The 18,713-nt window shown below is 65.3% G+C and carries 22 protein-coding genes; 10 read left to right on the forward strand and 12 right to left on the reverse strand.

The window, feature by feature from the left end; genetic code table 11:
- Positions 1-7: 7 nt before the first annotated feature.
- The 4 genes from A3M7_RS0140280 to A3M7_RS0140295 are packed head-to-tail and all read left to right on the forward strand — an operon-like array spanning position 8 to position 3,900.
- Positions 8-1,024 (forward strand): ABC transporter substrate-binding protein, encoded by a 1,017-nt coding sequence (locus A3M7_RS0140280; protein WP_027548970.1) that lies wholly within the window; start codon positions 8-10, stop codon positions 1,022-1,024.
- Positions 1,021-1,836 (forward strand): ABC transporter permease, encoded by an 816-nt coding sequence (locus A3M7_RS0140285; RefSeq protein WP_027548971.1) that lies wholly within the window; start codon positions 1,021-1,023, stop codon positions 1,834-1,836. The genes A3M7_RS0140280 and A3M7_RS0140285 overlap by 4 nt, the downstream gene beginning before the upstream one ends.
- Positions 1,833-2,591, forward strand: a complete 759-nt coding sequence (locus A3M7_RS0140290; protein WP_027548972.1) for an ABC transporter permease — start codon at positions 1,833-1,835, stop codon at positions 2,589-2,591. Before A3M7_RS0140285 ends, A3M7_RS0140290 begins: the two co-directional genes overlap by 4 nt.
- Positions 2,592-2,595: 4 nt before the next feature.
- Positions 2,596-3,900 carry an LLM class flavin-dependent oxidoreductase gene (locus A3M7_RS0140295; RefSeq protein WP_027548973.1) on the forward strand — a complete coding sequence of 435 codons (1,305 nt, stop codon included), beginning with the start codon at positions 2,596-2,598 and terminating at the stop codon, positions 3,898-3,900.
- Here the strand turns inward: A3M7_RS0140295 and A3M7_RS0140300 are convergent.
- The 12 genes from A3M7_RS0140300 to A3M7_RS50145 form a co-directional block, all read right to left on the reverse strand.
- Positions 3,897-4,838, reverse strand: a complete 942-nt coding sequence (locus A3M7_RS0140300) for a dihydrodipicolinate synthase family protein (protein ID WP_049823995.1) — start codon at positions 4,836-4,838, stop codon at positions 3,897-3,899. The two genes, A3M7_RS0140295 and A3M7_RS0140300, sit on opposite strands and share 4 nt — an antisense overlap.
- A gap of 3 nt (positions 4,839-4,841) precedes the next feature.
- Entirely contained in the window at positions 4,842-5,642 is an 801-nt protein-coding gene (locus tag A3M7_RS0140305) for an amino acid ABC transporter ATP-binding protein (protein ID WP_027548975.1), read from the reverse strand.
- The gene (locus A3M7_RS0140310) at positions 5,639-6,370 is read right to left on the reverse strand and encodes an amino acid ABC transporter permease (RefSeq protein WP_027548976.1); all 732 of its coding nucleotides are present in this window, start codon (positions 6,368-6,370) and stop codon (positions 5,639-5,641) included. The genes A3M7_RS0140305 and A3M7_RS0140310 overlap by 4 nt, the downstream gene beginning before the upstream one ends.
- Positions 6,371-6,389: 19 nt before the next feature.
- Positions 6,390-7,226, reverse strand: a complete 837-nt coding sequence (locus tag A3M7_RS0140315) for an ABC transporter substrate-binding protein (protein ID WP_027548977.1) — start codon at positions 7,224-7,226, stop codon at positions 6,390-6,392.
- A gap of 122 nt (positions 7,227-7,348) precedes the next feature.
- Positions 7,349-7,651 carry a DUF4286 family protein gene (locus A3M7_RS0140320; RefSeq protein WP_027548978.1) on the reverse strand — a complete coding sequence of 101 codons (303 nt, stop codon included), beginning with the start codon at positions 7,649-7,651 and terminating at the stop codon, positions 7,349-7,351.
- A gap of 11 nt (positions 7,652-7,662) precedes the next feature.
- On the reverse strand, positions 7,663-8,616 hold the full coding sequence (locus A3M7_RS0140325; protein ID WP_027548979.1) for a dihydrodipicolinate synthase family protein: 954 nt from the start codon (positions 8,614-8,616) through the stop codon (positions 7,663-7,665).
- Positions 8,613-9,044, reverse strand: coding sequence for a MaoC/PaaZ C-terminal domain-containing protein (locus A3M7_RS0140330; RefSeq protein WP_011086090.1), 432 nt, complete (start codon positions 9,042-9,044; stop codon positions 8,613-8,615). Before A3M7_RS0140330 ends, A3M7_RS0140325 begins: the two co-directional genes overlap by 4 nt.
- A 3-nt stretch (positions 9,045-9,047) precedes the next feature.
- Positions 9,048-9,455: a MaoC/PaaZ C-terminal domain-containing protein gene (locus tag A3M7_RS0140335; protein WP_027548980.1), complete on the reverse strand. Its 408-nt coding sequence runs from the start codon at positions 9,453-9,455 to the stop codon at positions 9,048-9,050.
- Positions 9,456-9,466: 11 nt separating this feature from the next.
- Positions 9,467-10,630, reverse strand: a complete 1,164-nt coding sequence (locus tag A3M7_RS0140340; RefSeq protein WP_049823996.1) for an acyl-CoA dehydrogenase family protein — start codon at positions 10,628-10,630, stop codon at positions 9,467-9,469.
- Positions 10,627-11,817, reverse strand: a complete 1,191-nt coding sequence (locus A3M7_RS0140345) for a CaiB/BaiF CoA-transferase family protein (RefSeq protein WP_027548982.1) — start codon at positions 11,815-11,817, stop codon at positions 10,627-10,629. The genes A3M7_RS0140340 and A3M7_RS0140345 overlap by 4 nt, the downstream gene beginning before the upstream one ends.
- Positions 11,818-11,831: 14 nt before the next feature.
- Positions 11,832-12,740, reverse strand: coding sequence for a 4-hydroxy-tetrahydrodipicolinate synthase (gene dapA, locus A3M7_RS0140350; RefSeq protein WP_027548983.1), 909 nt, complete (start codon positions 12,738-12,740; stop codon positions 11,832-11,834).
- 15 nt (positions 12,741-12,755) lie between these two features.
- On the reverse strand, positions 12,756-13,022 hold the full coding sequence (locus A3M7_RS50145) for a hypothetical protein (RefSeq protein WP_198033911.1): 267 nt from the start codon (positions 13,020-13,022) through the stop codon (positions 12,756-12,758).
- Here A3M7_RS50145 and A3M7_RS0140355 point away from each other — a divergent pair.
- From A3M7_RS0140355 to A3M7_RS0140380, 6 genes are all read left to right on the forward strand, one after another.
- Entirely contained in the window at positions 12,925-14,022 is a 1,098-nt protein-coding gene (locus tag A3M7_RS0140355; protein WP_027548984.1) for a LacI family DNA-binding transcriptional regulator, read from the forward strand. The genes A3M7_RS50145 and A3M7_RS0140355 overlap by 98 nt on opposite strands.
- Positions 14,023-14,025: 3 nt before the next feature.
- Positions 14,026-14,394: a hypothetical protein gene (locus A3M7_RS0140360; protein ID WP_027548985.1), complete on the forward strand. Its 369-nt coding sequence runs from the start codon at positions 14,026-14,028 to the stop codon at positions 14,392-14,394.
- 15 nt (positions 14,395-14,409) lie between these two features.
- Positions 14,410-15,552: an acyl-CoA dehydrogenase family protein gene (locus A3M7_RS0140365; protein WP_027548986.1), complete on the forward strand. Its 1,143-nt coding sequence runs from the start codon at positions 14,410-14,412 to the stop codon at positions 15,550-15,552.
- 16 nt (positions 15,553-15,568) lie between these two features.
- Positions 15,569-17,152, forward strand: a complete 1,584-nt coding sequence (locus A3M7_RS0140370; protein WP_027548987.1) for an acyl CoA:acetate/3-ketoacid CoA transferase — start codon at positions 15,569-15,571, stop codon at positions 17,150-17,152.
- Positions 17,153-17,162: 10 nt separating this feature from the next.
- Complete coding sequence (locus tag A3M7_RS0140375; protein WP_027548988.1) at positions 17,163-17,651, forward strand: MaoC family dehydratase; 489 nt, start codon at positions 17,163-17,165, stop codon at positions 17,649-17,651.
- A gap of 71 nt (positions 17,652-17,722) precedes the next feature.
- Positions 17,723-18,559: an ABC transporter substrate-binding protein gene (locus tag A3M7_RS0140380; RefSeq protein WP_027548989.1), complete on the forward strand. Its 837-nt coding sequence runs from the start codon at positions 17,723-17,725 to the stop codon at positions 18,557-18,559.
- Positions 18,560-18,713: the final 154 nt, after the last annotated feature.

The following is an 18,713-nucleotide window of genomic DNA, read 5'->3' on the forward strand; positions in this document are numbered from 1 at the left end:
TATGACCATGTTAAGCCGACGCCACGCTTTCTCCGTCCTCTCCGCCATCGCACTGGCGACCGGCTCGCTTGTCACGCCCGCGCCCGCGGCCGAGTTGCAGAAGGCGAGCCTGCGCCTGAAATGGCTGCCGCAGGCACAGTTCGCCGGCTTCTATGTCGCGGCTGCCAAGGGCTACTACAAGGCCGAGGGCATCGACCTCACCATCAATCCCGGCGGGCCCAACCTGCTCACCGAAAACCTGGTCGCGACCGGCGCCGACACTTTCGGCCTGTCCGGCGGCACCGACAGCGTGTTCGCCGCGCGCGACAAGGGACTGCCGATCGTCTGCATCGGTGTGTCGCACCAGATCACGCCCTTCATCTTCGTCACCCGCAAGGACGGGCCGGTGAAGACGATCCAGGATTTTAAAGGCAAGACGGTCACCACCTGGTTCACAGGTGCCAACCATGTGCTGAACGGCATGCTGGCCAAGGAAGGCATCAAGCCGGATGAATTGAAGATCCAGCCGCAGCAGGTTTCAGTGACGCCCTTCGTGGACGGCAACGTCGACGTGATCACGGCGACCTATTACAACGAGTTCTACACCATCCAGTCGCGCATGCCGAAGGACAGTTTGAAGACCTTCGTCGCCGAGGATTACGGCATCACCTTCCCGCGCGACACGCTGATCGTGGCCGAGGCGACCGCCAAGGAAAAGCCGGAGCTGGTCAAGGCATTCCTGCGTGCTTCGCTGAAAGGCTGGAAGGACGCTTTCTCCGATCCCAAGGGCGCCGTCGACACCGTGATGGCCACAGCCCCGACGCTCGACCGCGCGCAGCAGGAATTCATGCTCACCGAGGTGAAACGCCTGATGACCGCAAGCGCGGCGGCGAAGAACGGCATGTTCTGGATCGATGCCGACGCGGTCAAAACCGCCCACGACTTCTTCCTGAAGTACGGCGTGATCTCCAAGCCGCTGGATCTTGCTGTCGCGTATGATGCAAGCTTCATCCAGAGCGTTTCGCAGGCGGACCGGCTGCCGTGACCAGCCCTGTGGCGACATCGCTTGGTGACGCCGGCGCGGCTGCGCGGTCGATCGCGATGCCGGCTTCGCTGCGCAAGCTGGTCCGGCTCCTGCTCGGCCTTGCGATTGCGGCGGTGATCTGGGAAGGCGCGGTGCAGCTGTTCGGCATCCGGCCTTATTATCTGCCGCGCCTCAGCACCATCCTGATGGCGATGGCGGCCACGCCCCGCGCCTATGTCGACGGCTTCCTGCGCACGCTCGCCGAAACCCTGATCGGCTTTGCGTCCGGCGGCGCCTTCGGCGTGCTCATGGGCGTCGTGTTCTTCCGCGTCCGAGCGCTGCGCGAGATGGTGTTTCCGATCTTCGTGGTGTCGCAGACCATTCCGGTCATCGCCTTCGGCGCGCTCGTGGTGCTGTGGTTCGGCAATACGCTGCTCGCCAAGGCGATCATTGCGTTCTATCTGACCTTCTTTCCGGTGACGGTGAACACGCTGCTGGGCCTCGAAACCGTCGATCCCAAGCAGGTCGCCCTGATGCGCAGCTTCGGCGCCTCCAACCGCCAGCTCCTGCTCCGCTTGCAGCTTCCAACCGCATTGCCGCAGATCTTCGTCGCGCTGCGGCTCGCCGCATCGCTCAGCCTGGTCGGGGCCATCGTCGGCGAATGGTTCGGCGACACCACCGGGCTCGGCGTGCTGCTGCTCCAGGCCATGTTCACCGAGAACGTCGTCGCGATCTGGGCCGCCCTGCTCGCCGCAGCGCTACTCGGCACCGGCTTCTATGCGGTCGTCGCCGCGGTCGAGCGACGGCTGGTGTTCTGGAACGCCGAGCAATGAGCCGCGCGCTTGCCTCACCTTCGCTCGCCGTCCAGCGCGGCATCCTGGGCGCCGTCCTCCTGGTCGCATGCTGGGAAGGCGCGGCGCGCGGACTGCATCTGCCGGCCTATGTTCTGCCCGCGGTCAGCGATATCCTCGCAGGCCTCTGGTCCAAGCGCGCAACGCTCATCGATGCCGCCGGCTACACTCTGCTCGAAGCGCTGGTCGGCTACGGCCTCGGCTGCCTGATCGGTATCGGCCTCGCCGTCGCGATCGCATTGGCGCCGGCGCTTCGCAGCGCGATCCTGCCGCTCGCGACCGCGATCAATTCGGTGCCCGTGGTCGGCTATTCGCCGCTGATCCTGCTCTGGTTCGGCATCGGCGTCAGCTCGAAGATCGTGATGGTGGCGATGGCGGTGAGCTTCACCATCCTGCTCTCGATGCTGGCCGGGCTCGACCGTGTCGACCGCCGCGCCGTCGATCTCATGAAGAGTTTTGGCGCAAGCCGCTTCGGTGTGCTGTGGCGCCTGCGCCTGCCGACTGCCCTGCCGCTGCTGCTCGCCGGCATGCGCGTCTCGACCGTGCGCAGCGTCATCGTGGCGATCGTCACCGAGATGCTCGGCGCGCATGGCGGGCTCGGCTGGGTGATCTACCAGGCCGTGCTCCAGATCGACTTCGTCCAGGTCTGGGCGGCGATCTTCGTCGCATCCGCGGCGAGCCTCGCCTTCTTCGGCCTGATCGGTTTCCTCGAACGCAAGATCCTGTTCTGGACATGACGCCATGAAACGACAGATGCATCTCGGCCTGTTCATCCTGGGAACCGGCAGCCACGTCGCCGGCTGGCGCTATCCCGGCGCAGTCGACAGCTTCCAGGACTTTGCGGCGATCCAGGAGATCGGCCGCACCGCCGAGCGCGGCAAGTTCGACCTGATCTTCATGGGCGACAATCTCTATGCCGATGCCGCCGCCCATCCCTCCTACACGCTGCGGCTCGAGCCGTTGACGATGCTCGCCGCGCTCGCGACGTCGACAAGTCATATCGGGCTCGGCGCGACCGTCTCGACCACCTACAGCGATCCGTTCTCGGTCGCGCGCGTGTTCGCCTCGCTCGACCACATATCCAAGGGCCGCGCGGCGTGGAATGCGGTGACGACGGCCAATCCGGCCACGGCCGCGAATTTCGGCACCACCCATCCCGACCACGCGCGGCGCTACGAGATGGCCGGCGAATTCCTCGATGTCGTCAAAGGCCTGTGGGACGGCTGGGCTGACGATGCCATCGTCGCCGACCGCGCCAGCGGTCTCTACATCGACCCGGCAAAACTCCGCCCGATCGACCATGACGGCGCGTTCTTCAAGGTGAAGGGCCCGCTCAACATCGGCCGCAGCCCGCAAGGCCGCCCCGTCGTGCTCCAGGCCGGCGGCTCCGAGGCCGGCCAGGCTCTCGCCGCACGCACCGCCGATATCGTATTCTCGGTGGTGCAGGACATCGAGGAGGCCAAGGCCGGTTACACGTCGTTGAAGACGCGACTGCCGGCGTTCGGCCGCAAGGCCGACGACGTCACGGTGCTGCCGGGCGTGATGCCCGTCGTCGGCCGCACCGACAAGGAGGCGTTCGAGAAGCTCAACGTGCTCCAGAGCTTTGTCAGCGGCAGCAATGCGCTCGCGATCCTGTCCGACCGCTTCGGCCGGGACATGTCGGCCTACGATCTCGATGGACCGATCCCGGACATCGCCCCGTCCGACAGCTATCACAGTTTCGCCAGCGTCATGCTCGCCAAGGGCCGCCGCGAGAACATGACGCTGCGCGATCTCTACAATCTCACCGCCGCCGCGCGCGGTCATTGGGTGCTGTGCGGCTCGGCCGAGCGCATCGCCGATACGCTCCAGCTCTGGTTCGAGGAGCATGCCGCCGACGGCTTCAACGTCATGCCGCCCTATTTCCACGAAGGGTTCGCGGATTTCGTCGAGCTCGTCGTGCCGATCCTGCAGGAGCGTGGGCTGTTCCGTGCGGACTATGAGGGGACGACGTTGCGGGATCACCTCGGCCTTGCGCGGCCGGCCAATCCGTTCTTCCAGGCTTAGAGCGCGCCGGCGATCCGAAGTGCCCGTTCCAGCGCCCGCAATTCGTTCGCCATTGCCGCCGGCTGCGGCGGCCGTACCGCATCGCATGAGAGCCGCCCGAGCAGCTTCAGGCAGGCCTTGAGCCGTACTGTTGCCCGTCCCCCCGGCGCATCGCGGTAGATCGCGACCGCAAGCGGATAGAGCTTCTCGTGCGCGGCACGCGCCCGCTGCCAATCGCCCGCCTCGGCAGCTTTCCAGAGGCTGACCACCAGTTCCGGCACGACGCAGGCGAGGCTGACCTGGCTGCCGGCCGAGCCGACGATGTAGCTTGTCAGTAGATGCTCGTCGCCGGAGCCGAGCACGACGAACTCCGGACGCAGCTTGTGAATCAACCTCAGATTCTGCTCGTAAGTCGCGACCTCCCAGCTGCCTTCCTTGATCGCGACGAAGCGGCGATCGGCGATGAGCCGCGTAAGCAGCGGCGGCGCATAGGCCATGGCTCCCGCGCCGACCGGCGCTGCGTAGAGCATCAAGGGTGCGGATGTCGCTTCGCGGATAAGGCGGTGATGCGCGATGACGCAGTCATCGGCGTGACCGAGCGCCCAGCTGTTGGGGGGGAACACCAGAAGCCCGTCCGCGCCCGCCCGCTCCAGCGCGGCCGCCTCGCGCGCGGCCTCCAGGCTCGATTCGTGATTGACGCCAGAGACGATCAGGCAGTCTTTCGGTGCGTACTCGCGCGCCAGCTCCACCACGCGCTGTTTTTCGGCAAGCGACAGCACAAAATTCTCACCGGCGTGGCCGTTGACCAACAGCCCATTGATGCCCGGCGTGGACGCAACCGCGGCGAGATGCGCCGCCAGCTGCGCATCATCTATCCCATAATCGGGTGTCATCGGCACGATCGTGGCGGCATGGATGCCGCGCAGGCGATCGCCGAATGTCCGCATCCCGCTCGACATCGGCTAGTGAATGATCTGGTCGAGGAACGTCCGCGCCCGCTCGGACTTCGGATGCTGGAAGAACTCCTCCGGCGCAGCCTGCTCCACGACCTTGCCCTCGTTCATGAACACGATGCGGTCGGCGACCTCGCGGGCGAAGCCCATCTCGTGGGTCACGCACAGCATGGTCATGCCCTCCTCCGCGAGCTTCTTCATCGTTTCCAGCACCTCCTTGACCATCTCGGGGTCGAGTGCGGAGGTCGGCTCGTCGAACAGCATGATCTTCGGCCGCATGCACAGCGCGCGTGCGATGGCGACGCGCTGTTGCTGGCCGCCCGAGAGCTGGCCGGGAAATTTCTCGGCCTGGTCCGGAATCCGGACTTTTGTCAGGAAATGCATGGCGAGGTCCTTTGCCTCCGCCTCACTCATGCTGTTCACCGTCATCGGTGCCAGGACGCAGTTCTCCAGCACCGTCATGTGCGGGAACAAGTTGAAGCTCTGGAACACCATGCCGGTGTCGCGCCTGACCGCATCGATGTTCTTGCGCTGATGATCGAGCTCGATGCCGTTGACGTAGATCAGGCCCTCGTCGTGCTTCTCGATGTGGTTGATGCAGCGGATGAGCGTCGACTTGCCCGAGCCGGAGGGACCGCAGACCACGATCTTCTCGCCCTTGGCGACCTTGAGATCGACCTGGTTCAACGCGGTGAAGTCGCCATAGTGCTTGTAGACGGCCTCCATGCGAACCGCAGGCACATCGCGCAATTGCGGTTGCGCCGTTGCGCCTTCGACACCACTGGCCGTATTCATCGACATCTCGCTCATGCCCGGGCCTCCACGCTTGCCTGCGCAACCGGCGCCGTCGCCGCGATCCGCCTCGACTTCGCGGCACTCGACCGGCCAAAATGCTTCTCCAGCCGGCGTTGAATCGCATCCCAGACCGAGGTGAGGATCAGGTAATAGGCCGTGGCCGCCGCGTAGACTTCGAGGATCTGGAAATGCTCCTGCATCAGCATGTCGCTGCGGCGCATGAGCTCCTCGACCGAGATCACCGAGGCGAGCGACGTCGCCTTCAGAAGCGAGTTGATGGAGTTGCCGAGCGGCGGGATCATCAGCCGGAACGCCTGCGGCAGGGTCACACGGCGGAACGTCACCCAGGGCGACAGGCTGAGCGCCCAGGCGGCTTCGCGCTGCCCTGCCGAAACGGCCATGAAGCCGCTGCGCACGATCTCGGCGAGGTAGGCCGCCTCGTTGAGGATCAGGCCGACCAGCGCGCAGGTGATCACGGAGAACTTGATCCCGAGCTGCGGCAATCCGCTGTAGATCACCACGAGCTGGATCAGCAGCGGCGTGCCGCGGAAGAACCAGATGTAGAAGCGCGAGAAGCCAGAGAGCACCGGGTTGGACGACATGCGCATCAATGCGATGCCCATGCCGAGGATCAATCCGCCGATGACCGCCGCCACCGTCAAGCCGATGGTGACGAGCACCCCCTTCATCAGGAAGTAGTTGAAGAAATAGTTGACGGCGGCCGTCGGACTGAAATGGCTCATCGGCTCGTCTCCGTAGGTATCAGGCCGGACCCGGGCCGGCGATCGCAAGCGGCTGATCGGCCGGCATGCTGGTCAGGCCGAACTTGTCGAACAGCGCCTGGTAGCTGCCGTCGGCACGCATCGTGTTCAGCGCCTTGACGACGGCGTCGACCACCGTCTTGTTGCGGAAACCGAGCGTGGTGCGCGCCGTACCGAGGCCGCTCAGCACTTCCTTGACGCGGCCGCGGCTTGTGAGATCGCGCGCCACGCTATCGACGAGCAGCGCGTTGTCCACTTGCCCTGCGAGCAGCGCGCTGACGACGTTGGTGGCGGTGGGGAACGTTCGCATCTCGACGGCTGCGCCGCCCTTCGCCACGCTCGCATCGCTGAGCTTCTTGAGCCAGTTCATTTGGTAGGTGCTGACCTCGACGGCCGATGTTTTTCCGATCAGATCATTCTCGGTAGCAATTTTTGTGCCGCTGTCTGGCGCAACCACGACCGAAATGGCCTGAATGGCATACGGCACCATGTACATCAGCTTCGAACGTTCCTCGGTCCAGAACATGCCGGTATCGATGCCGTCGATGCGGCCCGCGGCCATGGCCGGGATCATCGCCGGAAAATCCATCCGGACGAGTTCGACCGGAAGACACAACCGCTTGCCGAGCTCGGCGGCGAGTTCCACGTTGAGGCCCTGCAAGTTGCCGTCCTTGTCGACGAACTGCTGCGGCGGGTTGGTCGGATTGATCGAGAGCTGCAACTTCCCGGGCGCAATCAGATTGTCGTCGGTGATCCCAGGCGTACAGGCCGCATGCGCGGCCGTGGACACGAGAGCGAGTGCGACAGCCGCACTCAGGCGAAGCAGTGTCGAGAGCATGTGATACCTCCAGTAAGACGCCAATGACCGATGCAGTCCCTCGTCCGGGTTTCCCCCTCAATGTTTCTTGGATGCGGCCGGCCGGATCTCACGACACGACAGGCAGCATCGTCTTCGTTCCCTCAAGCCGGTCCCGACATCGGCTTGAGCTGGATTCGCATGAAGTTCTTCACCAGGGATTCGAACGGACCGAACCCCTTCACCTTCAAAAACTCCGGCGTCTCGAACGCCCACCGTCCCGCGACTTCGTAAATAGCCGCGTATTTCGGCCCGTCGCCGACCGAGACGAAACGCTTTGCCGAGAGCCAGCCGGGACAGGCGAGCAGATCAGGAAAATGCCTCTGCTCGTACCAGGCGTTGAACGCGGCCTCGTGCTCGGGATCGATGTCGACCCGCACGATGTGGATGAAGGCCTCGTCGGACATCCGTGCCTCCGTCACGCCAGGCGGATGTTGCCGGCCGCGCGCGCCGCGCCGACGGTCGTTGCGATGACGTCGCACAGCGCGGGAAGGATCGGCAGCAACGGCGGTCGTGGATCCGCATTTTGGATCAGGCCGAGCGCCTTGAGCCCGACTTTCATGCGCGTGTGCATGTCCATGATCGGCGCCGACCCGTAGATCGCCCGCACGATCGGATAGAGCCGCTCGTTGACCGCGCGCATCGCCGTGAGATCGTCGGCAAGCGACGCTTGCCAGAGCGCGACGAACAGATCCGGCGCGAGACTGACGAGACCCGAGAGAATGCCGTCGCCGCCGATGGCAAGCTGCGGCAGGAACCAGTTGAAATTCGACGGCAGGATCGCGACGGTGGGATCGGCCTGCTTCACCGCCCGGCGGTTCTCGTCATAGGCGAAGATGGTGTCGCTGCCTTCCTTGATGGCGATGACACCGTCGAGCGCTGCGATCTTCGCCAGCGTCTCCGGCGAGTAGCCAAATCCGGACGCCAGTGGATATTGGAAGATCGACACTGGAATGCCGATGGCGGAACTGACCGACTGCACGAAGGCCACCGGTGCACGCGAGGTCGCCGATGCACCGCCACCAAGCGGTGCCGGCGGGAACAACACGGCGCAATCGGCGCCGGCAGCTTCCGCGAGCTGCGCCTGATGGATCGCCTCCGCGGTGGAATGCGCGATGATGCCTGAAAGCAGCGGCTTGCCGCCGATTTGCTTGCGCGTCCGCTCGATCACCGCCTGTCGCTCGTCATCCGAGAGCGACCCGCCCTCGCCGGCATGTCCGTTGACGAACACGGCCGCGATGCCGTCCGGACAGGCACAATAGTCCAGCACGCGGGCGTAACCGTCCCAGTCGATCGAGCTGTCGTCCTTGAAGGGCAGCACGGTCGCGACCGTGACGCCGCGCAAGTCAGGTTTCTTCATCGGCTTGCTCATGACGGTTTCCGCCGCGGGAATTTCAGGCTCGCGCGCGCCTTCAGCACCTCGAGGCCCCCCTCGTTACGGGCGCTTGCTTCCCAGATGATGGTGCGGGTCTCGTCGTGCTGCTCGGCGATCCAGACGTCGAAGGTGAGCGTGTCGCCGTAGAACACCGGGCCGGTGAACCAGAACCGGTCCTCGACAGAGACGCCGATCGTGCCGACCAGTTCGCTGGTGAGAATGCTGGTGCAGAGCCCCGCGACCATGATCCCCGGCGCCAGCCTGCGGCCGAAGCGCGTTGCGCCCGCATAGACCTCGTCGACATGGACGGGGCCGAAATCGCCGGTCGCGGCAATATAGAGCGCACCGTCCGCCTCGGTGATGGTCTTGCTGAGGCTGACCCTGTCGTTCACCTTCAGATCGTCGAAGGATTTCGGCTCGTACATGGCTCAGCCCTTCGCGAACGGAACCAGCGTCGCGGTACCGTCCACCACGGTCACCCCCGAGGGCGACAGCGTGCAGGTGACGCGGCAGACCGCGTCATCACCGGCAACCGAGACGATCTCGGCCTTGGCCTCGACGGACTCGCCGACGATCACGGGCGCAGCGAAATTCAGCGCGATGCTGCCGATCCGCCGCGTCGGTCCGCCGAGCTGGCTGAGGCAGGTCGTGGCAAGGCCGCCGACCGCGAGCTCGAAGGCGACCATGTTGGAGGCGCCGGCCTTTTTGGCGCGAACGGCATCCACATAGAGACCGCCGAGATTGCCGCTGATGCCGGTGAACATCGCCTGCTCCGCCACCGTCATGGTCTTGCGGAAGGCGAAGACGGCGCCTGGCCTGAGAGGTGCGTGAGACATCGGTCGTTTCCCTAGAGCTGCAAGCCGTTCTTGATGGTGCTGCGCGCGACCAGCATGCGGTGGATCTCGGAGGTGCCGTCATAGATGCGGGTGACGCGCGCGTCGCGATACATGCGCTCCAGCGGCAGGTCCTTGCTGAAGCCCATGCCGCCGAACACCTGGATGGCGCGGTCGACGACGCGGCCCTGCATCTCGGACGCCGCGACCTTGATCATCGAGACCTTGTCGCGCGCATCCCGGCCCTGATCGATGTCCCAGGCGGCGTTCATCACCATCATCTTGACGCCGAAGATCTCGGTGGCGGAATCGGCGATCAGTTTCTGCACCATCTGGAAGTCACCGATGAGCTGGCCGAACTGACGCCGCTCGCCGGCATGCTTGCGCATCATCTCCAGCGCACGCTGCGCCATGCCCACCGCCCGGGCGCCAATATGAGCCAGCCGGATCTGGAGTACGCTCTGCATGATCAGCTTGAAGCCGCCGCCGACCTCGCCGAGCACGGCCGCTTTCGGAATCCGGCAGTCCTCGAAGGTCAGCTCGGCATGGCCATAGCCGCGGTGGCCCATCATCGGCTGCGTGCGCGCGACCTTGAAGCCAGGCGTGCCGCGATCGACCAGAAACAGCGTGATGCCGCCCCGGGCGCGCTTCTCCTTGTCGGTCAGCGCCATCAGGATCACGTAATCGGCGATGTCGCCGTCGCTGATGAAATGCTTGGTCCCGTTGAGCACCCACTGGTCGCCATCGAGATGAGCGGTGGTGCTGATCGACGCCGCGTCGGAGCCGGCGCCCGGCTCGGTGATCGCCATGGCGCAGATCTTGTCGCCCTTCACCGTCGGCAGCAGATAGCGCTCGACCTGATCGCTCTTGCAGGCCATCAGCATCGGATAAACCTGGCCGAACACACGGCGGATCAATGCATCGGAGGTCTTGCCGAACTCTTCCTCGACGAGACAATGCTCGACGCAGGACAGCCCGCCGCCACCGACATCAGCCGGCATGTTCATCGCATACAGGCCGAGCTTCTGTGCTTTGGCCTTGGTGACCGCCAGCACATCGGCCGGCACCGTTGCCGTCCGCTCCACCTCGTCCTCGAGCGGCTGCACCTCCGTCTCCACGAAGCGGCGGACGGTATCGACCAGGAGGCGCGTCTCCTCGGGGACTGAAAAATCGATCATCGCGCCACTCCCACCGCCTTGCCGGCGATCATCGCGTCAATGTCGGCAGCGCCGTAGCCAATCTCGGCGAGCACTTCGCGCGTCTGTGCACCCAACCGCTGCGGAACCAGCCGCACCTCCGGTGTCCGGCCGTCATAGCGCGCGGGATGCGCGACCATCCGGATTTGCGCGCCCCCTGCACTCTCGGCGCTCTTGAACACGCCGAGATGCCTAAGCTGGGGATCGGCCTCGAGGTCGCGATAGTCCTGTACCGGCGCGTGCCAGATCCGCGCCGCTTCAAGCGAAGGCAACCAATCGGCCGTCGACTTCTGTTTCAGGCGCGCCGCGACGATCCGCGTGATCTCCTCGCGCATCGAAAAACTGTCGGCCTCGCCGAACCGCTTCAACTCTTCGCAGTCGAGCCCCGCCGCGAGCGCCTTGGGCGCCGCCATGGAGATCGCGAGATGGCCATCGGCCGTCGCGTGAATGCCGTAAGGCCCGGGGCTGAACCAGGCGGCGATTCCAGCCGGACCGCGCGGCGTCGGCGACGGCGCGCCATTGAGCCAGGCGGTCAGCGGCTCGACCTGGAGATCGAGGGCGGCCTGATAGAGGTTGACCTCGACGAGCTGCCCCTTCCCCGTCCTGGTCCGGGCAAACAGCGCGGCGAGAATGCTCATGGCATAGAGCGAGGCCGCATGCTGATCGACGATCACCGCGCCAACAGCGGTCGGCTCGCCATCGGCGCGCCCGGTTCGCATCGCAAGGCCCGACAAGGCCTGAAGCAGCAGATCCTGGCCGGGACGATCCTTGTAGGGCCCTTCCGATCCGAAGCCGGTTGCCACCGCATAGATGAGGCCTGGATTGATCGCTTTCAGCGTCTCGTAGCCGAGGCCGAGCTTGGCCATGGTCCCCGGCCGGAAATTCTCCATCACGACATCGGAGGTCGCCACCAGCTTCTTCACGGCCGCGATGCCGTCGGGATGCTTGAGATCGACCGCGATACTGCGCTTGTTGCGCCCGGTCGCCAGATGATTGACGCTGTCGCCCGCGACGAAATGATTGGCCACCGCCCAGTTGCGCTGAAACGCGCCTTCGATCGGCTCGACCGCAATGACGTCGGCGCCGAGATCGGCGAGCGTCTGCGCGGCCAGCGGGCCTGCGAGATAATGGTTGAAGCTGAGGATCTTGACGCCGTCGAGCAGGTTCATCCGGTCACACCCGTTTAAGCAGCCGCAATGGACGCGCCGCGCCACGCGAGATCGAACGTCTTGACCAATGCACGCGCAACTGCGTCCTGCGCGGCCGGCAATGGCAGGCGCGGCGGGCGCGGGTCGCCGACCGCAAGGCCCATATGGCCGAGCAGCGCCTTGCTGCCGGCGACATAGGCCTGGCCGCCAACGAATTCGATCACCGGCAGATATTTCAGATAGAGCTCGCGCGCCTCCTTGATGGCGCCCTCGTCTGCGACGAGGCTGAAGATGCGCGCCATCTCGGACGGCACGACATTGGAGGCGACCGCGACCCAGCCCTGCGCGCCCTCGACGAAGGATTCGAAGCCGAGGATGCCGCCGAACACGGTCATCCTGTCGCCGCAGAGCCGGATGATGTCGCGCACCCGCGTCACCTCCAGCGTCGACTCCTTGATATAGAGACAGTTGTCGATCTCGGCGAGGCGCGCCACCAGCGGCGGCTTGAGATCGACATTGGCGGTCGCCGGGTTGTTGTAGACCATGATCGGCAGCGCGATCGCGTCGGCCACCGTCTTGTAGTGATGGACAAGCTCGTCGTCGGTCGGCGTCGAATAGAATGGCGGAATGATCATGACGCCGTCGGCGCCCAGCTTTTCGGCACGGCGGCTGAGACGAACCACCTCGCGCGTATCCTCCGCACCGGTGCCGATCAGCACGGGCACGCGCCCGGCGGCCTGGCCGATGACAACCTCCGCCACCAGCGCCTTCTCGTCATCGTCGAGGGACAGGAATTCGCCGGTCGAGCCGAGCGGGATCAGCCCGTGAATGCCTTCCGCGATCTGCCAGTCGACAAAGGCGCGCAACGCCGCGACATCGACGTCGCCTCCTTGCGTGAACGGGGTGATCATGACGGTGTAGGTGCCGCGAAACGTCTTCATCAGGGAGCTGCCGGGTGATCAAGTTGATTTAGGGGGCAACGAAACACTGCGGAATATCCGCAGTATTTTTGCAATCGATTGCGCAACTGGCTCTGCATTGAGCAACACCATCCATTTTTTGGGCTTGATCCATGTGGAAATAGCCCATAGCGTTCTTGCAATCGATTGCAGTCTATCGGCAGGTTTGATGACCGTCACGCTCAAAGATGTGGCACAGGCGGCCCGCGTTTCGGTCAGTACCGCCTCGCGCGCACTGACTGGAACCGGCTTGACCAGCGAGCGCACGCAGCAGCGCCTGACGCGTATCGCGCGCGAGCTCGGCTATCGGCCGAACCCCATCGCGCGCGGACTGAAGACCGGACAATCGCGGCTCGTCGCGCTTCTGGTTCACAACCTCACCAACGCCTCGTTCCAGGTGATGGCCGAAGTGGTGCAGGCGCGCCTGAAGGCGCTGAGTTATCAGATGCTTCTGTGCATCGGCGGCGACGATCCGCAGCAGGAGAGCGACACCCTCACGACGCTGGTCGACCATCGCATCGACGGGCTGATCGTCGTCCCCACCGGCAAGAACGGCCCGCAGCTCAAGGCGCTGGCGAAGGATGTTCCGATCGTCTGCCTGGTGCGGCGCGATGACGCAACCGATCTCGAGACCGTGCTCGCCGACGATCCGCAGGGCGCCTATCTCGGCACGCGCCACCTGATCGAGCTCGGCCACAAGCGCATCGGGTTGATCGTCGGCCGCCAGGACACGACGTCCGGCCGCGAGCGGCTGTCCGGCTATGTCCGCGCGCTGCGCGAAGCCGGCATTACCAGGGACGACACATTGATTCATGCCGGCCATTTCGTTCCCGAGACAGGTGCGACGGGCTGCCGCGAGCTGCTGGACCTCCCGCGCCCGCCGAGCGCGATCTTCGTCGCCAACCACGAGGCAACGCTCGGCGTGCTGCGCGTGACGGCCGAGCGGAACATCGCGATCCCCGACGATCTCTCGCTGCTCTGCTACGAGGACATGCCGTGGTTCGAATGGCATCGGCCCGCCATCAGCATCGTCGACAACGGCGCGCGCGATCTCGCCAATCTCGCCGTCGACCGCTTGCTGCATCGCATGGAGGCGAAGGGCAACGGCAACGACGGCGTTCGCGAATATCGCGTCGGCGCCCGGCTGATCAAGCGCGACTCCTGCCGCCAGCTCGACGCCCCGGTCTCGGCCAGGTCCACGAAGCCCAAATCCCCGTCCAAATCGTCTGCGGCCAAATCGTCTGCGTCCAAGCCCGCGAAGGTCTGATCGATGCCCTATGTCGAAGTGCTAGCCCCGCAAGCCCCAATCCAGCGCAAGGCTGCGCTGGCGAGGTTCGTGACCGACGGCCTGATGTCGGCGTTCGGCGTGACCGCGGATACAGTCACGCTCTATTTCCTGACCATTGCGCCCGACGACTACGCCCATGCCGGCACGATGGGAGCTGGGGACGCCGGACAGCGCATCCTGCTCAAGGTGCACGCGTTTCGCCGCAGCGAGGCCGAGCGCCGCGCCGCCGCCATCGCGCTGACCCGCAGCGTATGCAGCGCCTATGGCGTGCCCGGCGACGACGTCGCGGTCTATTTCCTCGATCGCGACCGCAGCGAGGTCTCGCACGATTCCAAGCTCGCCAGCGACTGACGGGAGCCGCACGCCATGGACCGCTTCTACTCCCAAGACCAGAAAGCCCTGCGCGAGACCGCGCGCCGCTTCGCGGAAGCAGAGATCCTCCCGCGCGCGGCCACGATCGACCGCGAGGACCGTTTCGACCGCACGCTCTACAAGGGCATGGCCGATCTCGGCCTGTTCGGCATCTGCCTGCGCGAGGGCGCTGGAGGCGCAGGGCTCGATGCGGTCGCGGCCTGCATCGCGATGGAGGAGCTGGCGCGATGCTCCGGCGCTGTCGCCAATGCCTTCGCGATCCCTGTCGAGGCGGTGCTGTTCTTCGACCATCACGGCACCGAAGCGCACAAGGCGCTGATCCCCAAAATTCTCAGCGGCGACATTGTTCCCGCGACCGCCGTCTCGGAGCCCGACCACGGCTCCGACGTCGCCGGCATCCGCACCAATGCGGTGCGCGACGGCAACGGCTGGCGGCTCAACGGCACTAAGGCCTGGGTCACGCTCGGCGGCGTCGCCGATCGCATCATGGTGTTCGCGCGCACCGGCGCGGATGCGGGCCATCGCGCCATCTCCTGCCTGCTGGTCGACGGCGCCCTGCCCGGCATCGCCCGCGGCAAGAACGAAGAGCTTCTCGGCATGCACGGCCTCGAGGACTGCCAGATCACCTTCTCCGACGTGCAGCTGCCGGCGGACAGCGTGATGGGGACGGAGAACCAGGCCTTCAAGATGGCCATGAGCAATTTCAACTTCAGCCGGCTGATGATGGCCTCGATGGCGCTCGGCATGGCGCAGGCCGCCTTCGAGGACGCCACCGCCTATGCCCGCGACCGCAAGCAGTTCGGCCAGGCCATCATCGGCTTCCAGGCGGTTCAGTTCATGCTCGCGGACATGTCGACCGACATCGCCGCCGCGCGGCTTCTAATCCATCACGCCGCGCGCCTGCACGATGCCAGCGAGCCGATCGCCAAGGAGGCGGCGCAGGCAAAACTGTTCACGACCGACATGGCGATGAAGCACGTCTCCAACGCGCTCCAGATCCACGGCGGCAACGGCTATTCGCGCGAGTATCGCATCGAGCGGCTGTTCCGCGACGTGCGCCTCGCCCAGATCTACGAGGGCACCAACCAGATCCAGCGGCTGATCATCGCCCGCCAGGTCGAGAAGGAGGCCGCGTGATGCGGGGCGTGCAGTCATGCTGAGCATCATCACCGCGGCAGAGGCCGCAGGCCTCATCCGCGATGCCGACACGCTGATCGTCGGCGGCAATGGCGGCACTGGCGCTGCCGAAGCCATCCTCGACGCGCTGGAGCAGCGCTTCATCAGTGGCCAGGGCCCGCACAATCTGACGCTGATCAACATCACCGGCGTCGGCGCCGTGACCGAGAAGGGCCTCTGCCATCTCGCCCATGAAGGCCTGATCGCGCGCGTGATCGGCGGCAATTTCGGCTTGCAAGTGCCGTTCATGCGCCTCGTCCGCGACGAGCTGATCGACGCCTATAATTTTCCGCAAGGCGTGATGAGCCAGCTCTGCCGCGCCATGGCGGCAAAACATCCCGGCGTGCTCACCCATGTCGGTCTCAACACCTACATGGATCCGCGCCAGGACGGCGGCCGCATGAACAAGCGCACCACTGCGCCGCTGGTGGACCTGCTCGAGCTGCACGGCCAGTCCTGGCTGCTGTACCGCGTCCCCGCTCCACCCGATGTCGCCATCATCCGCGGCACCTCCGCCGACGAAGACGGCTATATCAGCATGGAGCACGAGGGCACGACGCGCGAGGACCTGTCGATCGCGCAGGCCGTGCACAATGCCGGCGGCACCGTGATCTGCCAGGTCAAGCGGATCGTGAAGCGCGGCTCGATCCATCCGCAGATGGTAAAGATTCCGGGCTTCCTGATCGACCACGTCGTGCTCGAGCCCGATCAGATGCAGACCTACGGCACGGCCTACGATCCGGCGCGCTGCGGCGAAACGCGTGTGCCGGTGGCGATGATCACACCCGATCCGCTGACGGAGCGGCGGGTGATCGCCCGCCGCGCCGCCTTCGAGCTTCGCCCGCGCGACGTCGTCAATCTCGGCGTCGGCATCTCCGCGATGATCCCCAATGTCGCTGCCGAGGAAGGCATTTCGGACCTGATCACGCTGACGGTGGAGTCCGGCGTGGTCGGCGGTGTGCCGGGCCATGCGCGCGAATTCGGCACGGCCATCAATCCGCGCGTCATCCTCGACCAAGCCTATCAATTCGACTTCTACGACGGCGGTGGCCTCTCCTGCGCCTTCCTCTCCTTCGCCGAGGTGGACGAGATGGGCAACGTCAACGTCACCCGCTTCGGCGAGCGCCGTGACGGCTCCGGCGGCTTCATCGACATCACGCAGAACGCCAAGCGATTGATCTTCAGCGGCACCATGACCGGTGGCAAGTTCGACATCGGCGTCGAGAACGGGCGCCTCGCGATCCGGCGCGACGGCGCCTTCCGCAAATTCGTGCCGCAGGTTGGCCAGATCAGCTTCAGTGCCTCGCTCGCCGCACAGCGTGGCCAGCACGTCAGCTATGTCACCGAGCGTGCCGTGTTCGAGCTGGAGAACGGCAGCGTGACCTTGACCGAGATCGCGCCGGGCGTGCGCCTGGAGGAGGACATCCTCGCCCATATGGGCTTTCGGCCGCGCGTCAGCCCGCAACTGAAGGACATGGATCCACGCATCTTCCGCTCCGGGCCGATGGGCATCGCGCAGAGCTTCAAGGCCCTGCCGGCGCGGCCGCGCAAGGTCGCCTGAGGGATTCGGCATGGAGATCAGCGCCCCGATCAATCTCCGTTACGAGGACATCGCGCTCGGCGCGGAGTTCGAGACCGCCGCGCACACTGTGACGGAGGCCGATATCGCAGTCTTCGCCGACGTCACGCGCGACCATCATCCACTCCACCTCGATGCCGGCTATGCGAAGTCGCGCGGCTTTCCCGCGGTGATCGGCCACGGGCTGTTCGGCCTGTCGCTGATGGAAGGACTGAAGTCGGAGCTGAAGCTGTACGAGGAGACATCGGTCGCCTCGCTCGGCTGGGACGAAGTCAAATTCAAAGGTCCCATCGTCGCCGGCGATACCTTGCGCGTCCGCTTCCGTTTCGTCGAGAAACGGCCGACCAAAAATCCCGCGCGCGGCATCGTCATCGAGACGCTCGACCTTCTCAACCAGCGCGACGAGGTGGTGACGGCGGCCCGCCACACCTCGCTGATCCTGACCAGGCAGGCCGATCGCGACGCGACGGCGGCCATTTGACGAGACAATGAAAAAGACGTCGGACCGGAGAACGGCTCCTCTGCCACCCACGATTTGATCGGAGTATTCAGATGCGATTTCCCAAGACCTTCTCCGCCCTCGCCCTGCTGATCGGCCTGTCCCAGGCAGCCGGCGCCCAGACCTGTACGCCGAAGGTGCCGGCATCGAGCCTGATCGAAGCGCCGAAATGGCAGATGTCGATCAACCCGACGCTGCCGCCGCAGCAATTCGTCGACGACAAGGGCGAGTTGCAGGGCCTCAATGTCGAGCTCGCCCGCGAGATCGCCAAGCGCATCTGCGTCGAGGCGGTGTTCCTGCGCATGGACTTCCCGCCGATGATCCCGGCGCTGCGCTCGGGGCGGTTCGACGCCATCAACACCGGCCTGTTCTGGACCGAAGAGCGCTCGAAGATGCTCTACCTCGTGCCCTACGCGCAGCAGGCGATCAGCATCTACACCGACCCCTCCTCAAGCCTGAAGCTGGAGAAATTCGAGGATCTCGCCGGCCGCGTGGTGGGCGTGGAATCGGCGACCTACACCGAGCGCAAGGCGCGCGAGTTCAGCACCGCGATGGAGGCCAAGGGCCTCAAGCCGGTCGAGCTGCGCACCTTTACCACCGTCACCGCCACCTCGGCGGCGCTGCGCGCCGGCCAGCTCGAGGCCGCGCTCAACATCAACGAGACCGCCAACTCGCTGGAACAGAAGGGCATCGCAAAGATCTGGGTCCGCGACATCGCCGGCACCGACATCACCTTCGCCTTCCGCGACAAGCTGCTGGCCCAGGCCGTTGCCGATGCACTCACCGCGATCCGCGCCGACGGCACCTATGACAAGCTGTTCGACAAGTTCGGCATGACCAAGCTGAAGGCCACGACATTCGTCATCCGCGGCGACGGGCCGACGAACTGAGGGCAAAGATCGATTCGCTTCAGGCCCCTTGCGACAACAGCAGTATCGCTCCCGTCATCCTGAGGCGCTCCGCATGCGTTGCGAAGCAGCGCATGCGGAGCCTCGAAGGATGAGCGGCCGGGATGCAGCCGGGCCGTTGCCCTTCGAGGCTTGC

Origin of the sequence: Bradyrhizobium sp. WSM2254, from assembly GCF_000472645.1 — a bacterium.
Taxonomy (GTDB): domain Bacteria; phylum Pseudomonadota; class Alphaproteobacteria; order Rhizobiales; family Xanthobacteraceae; genus Bradyrhizobium; species Bradyrhizobium niftali.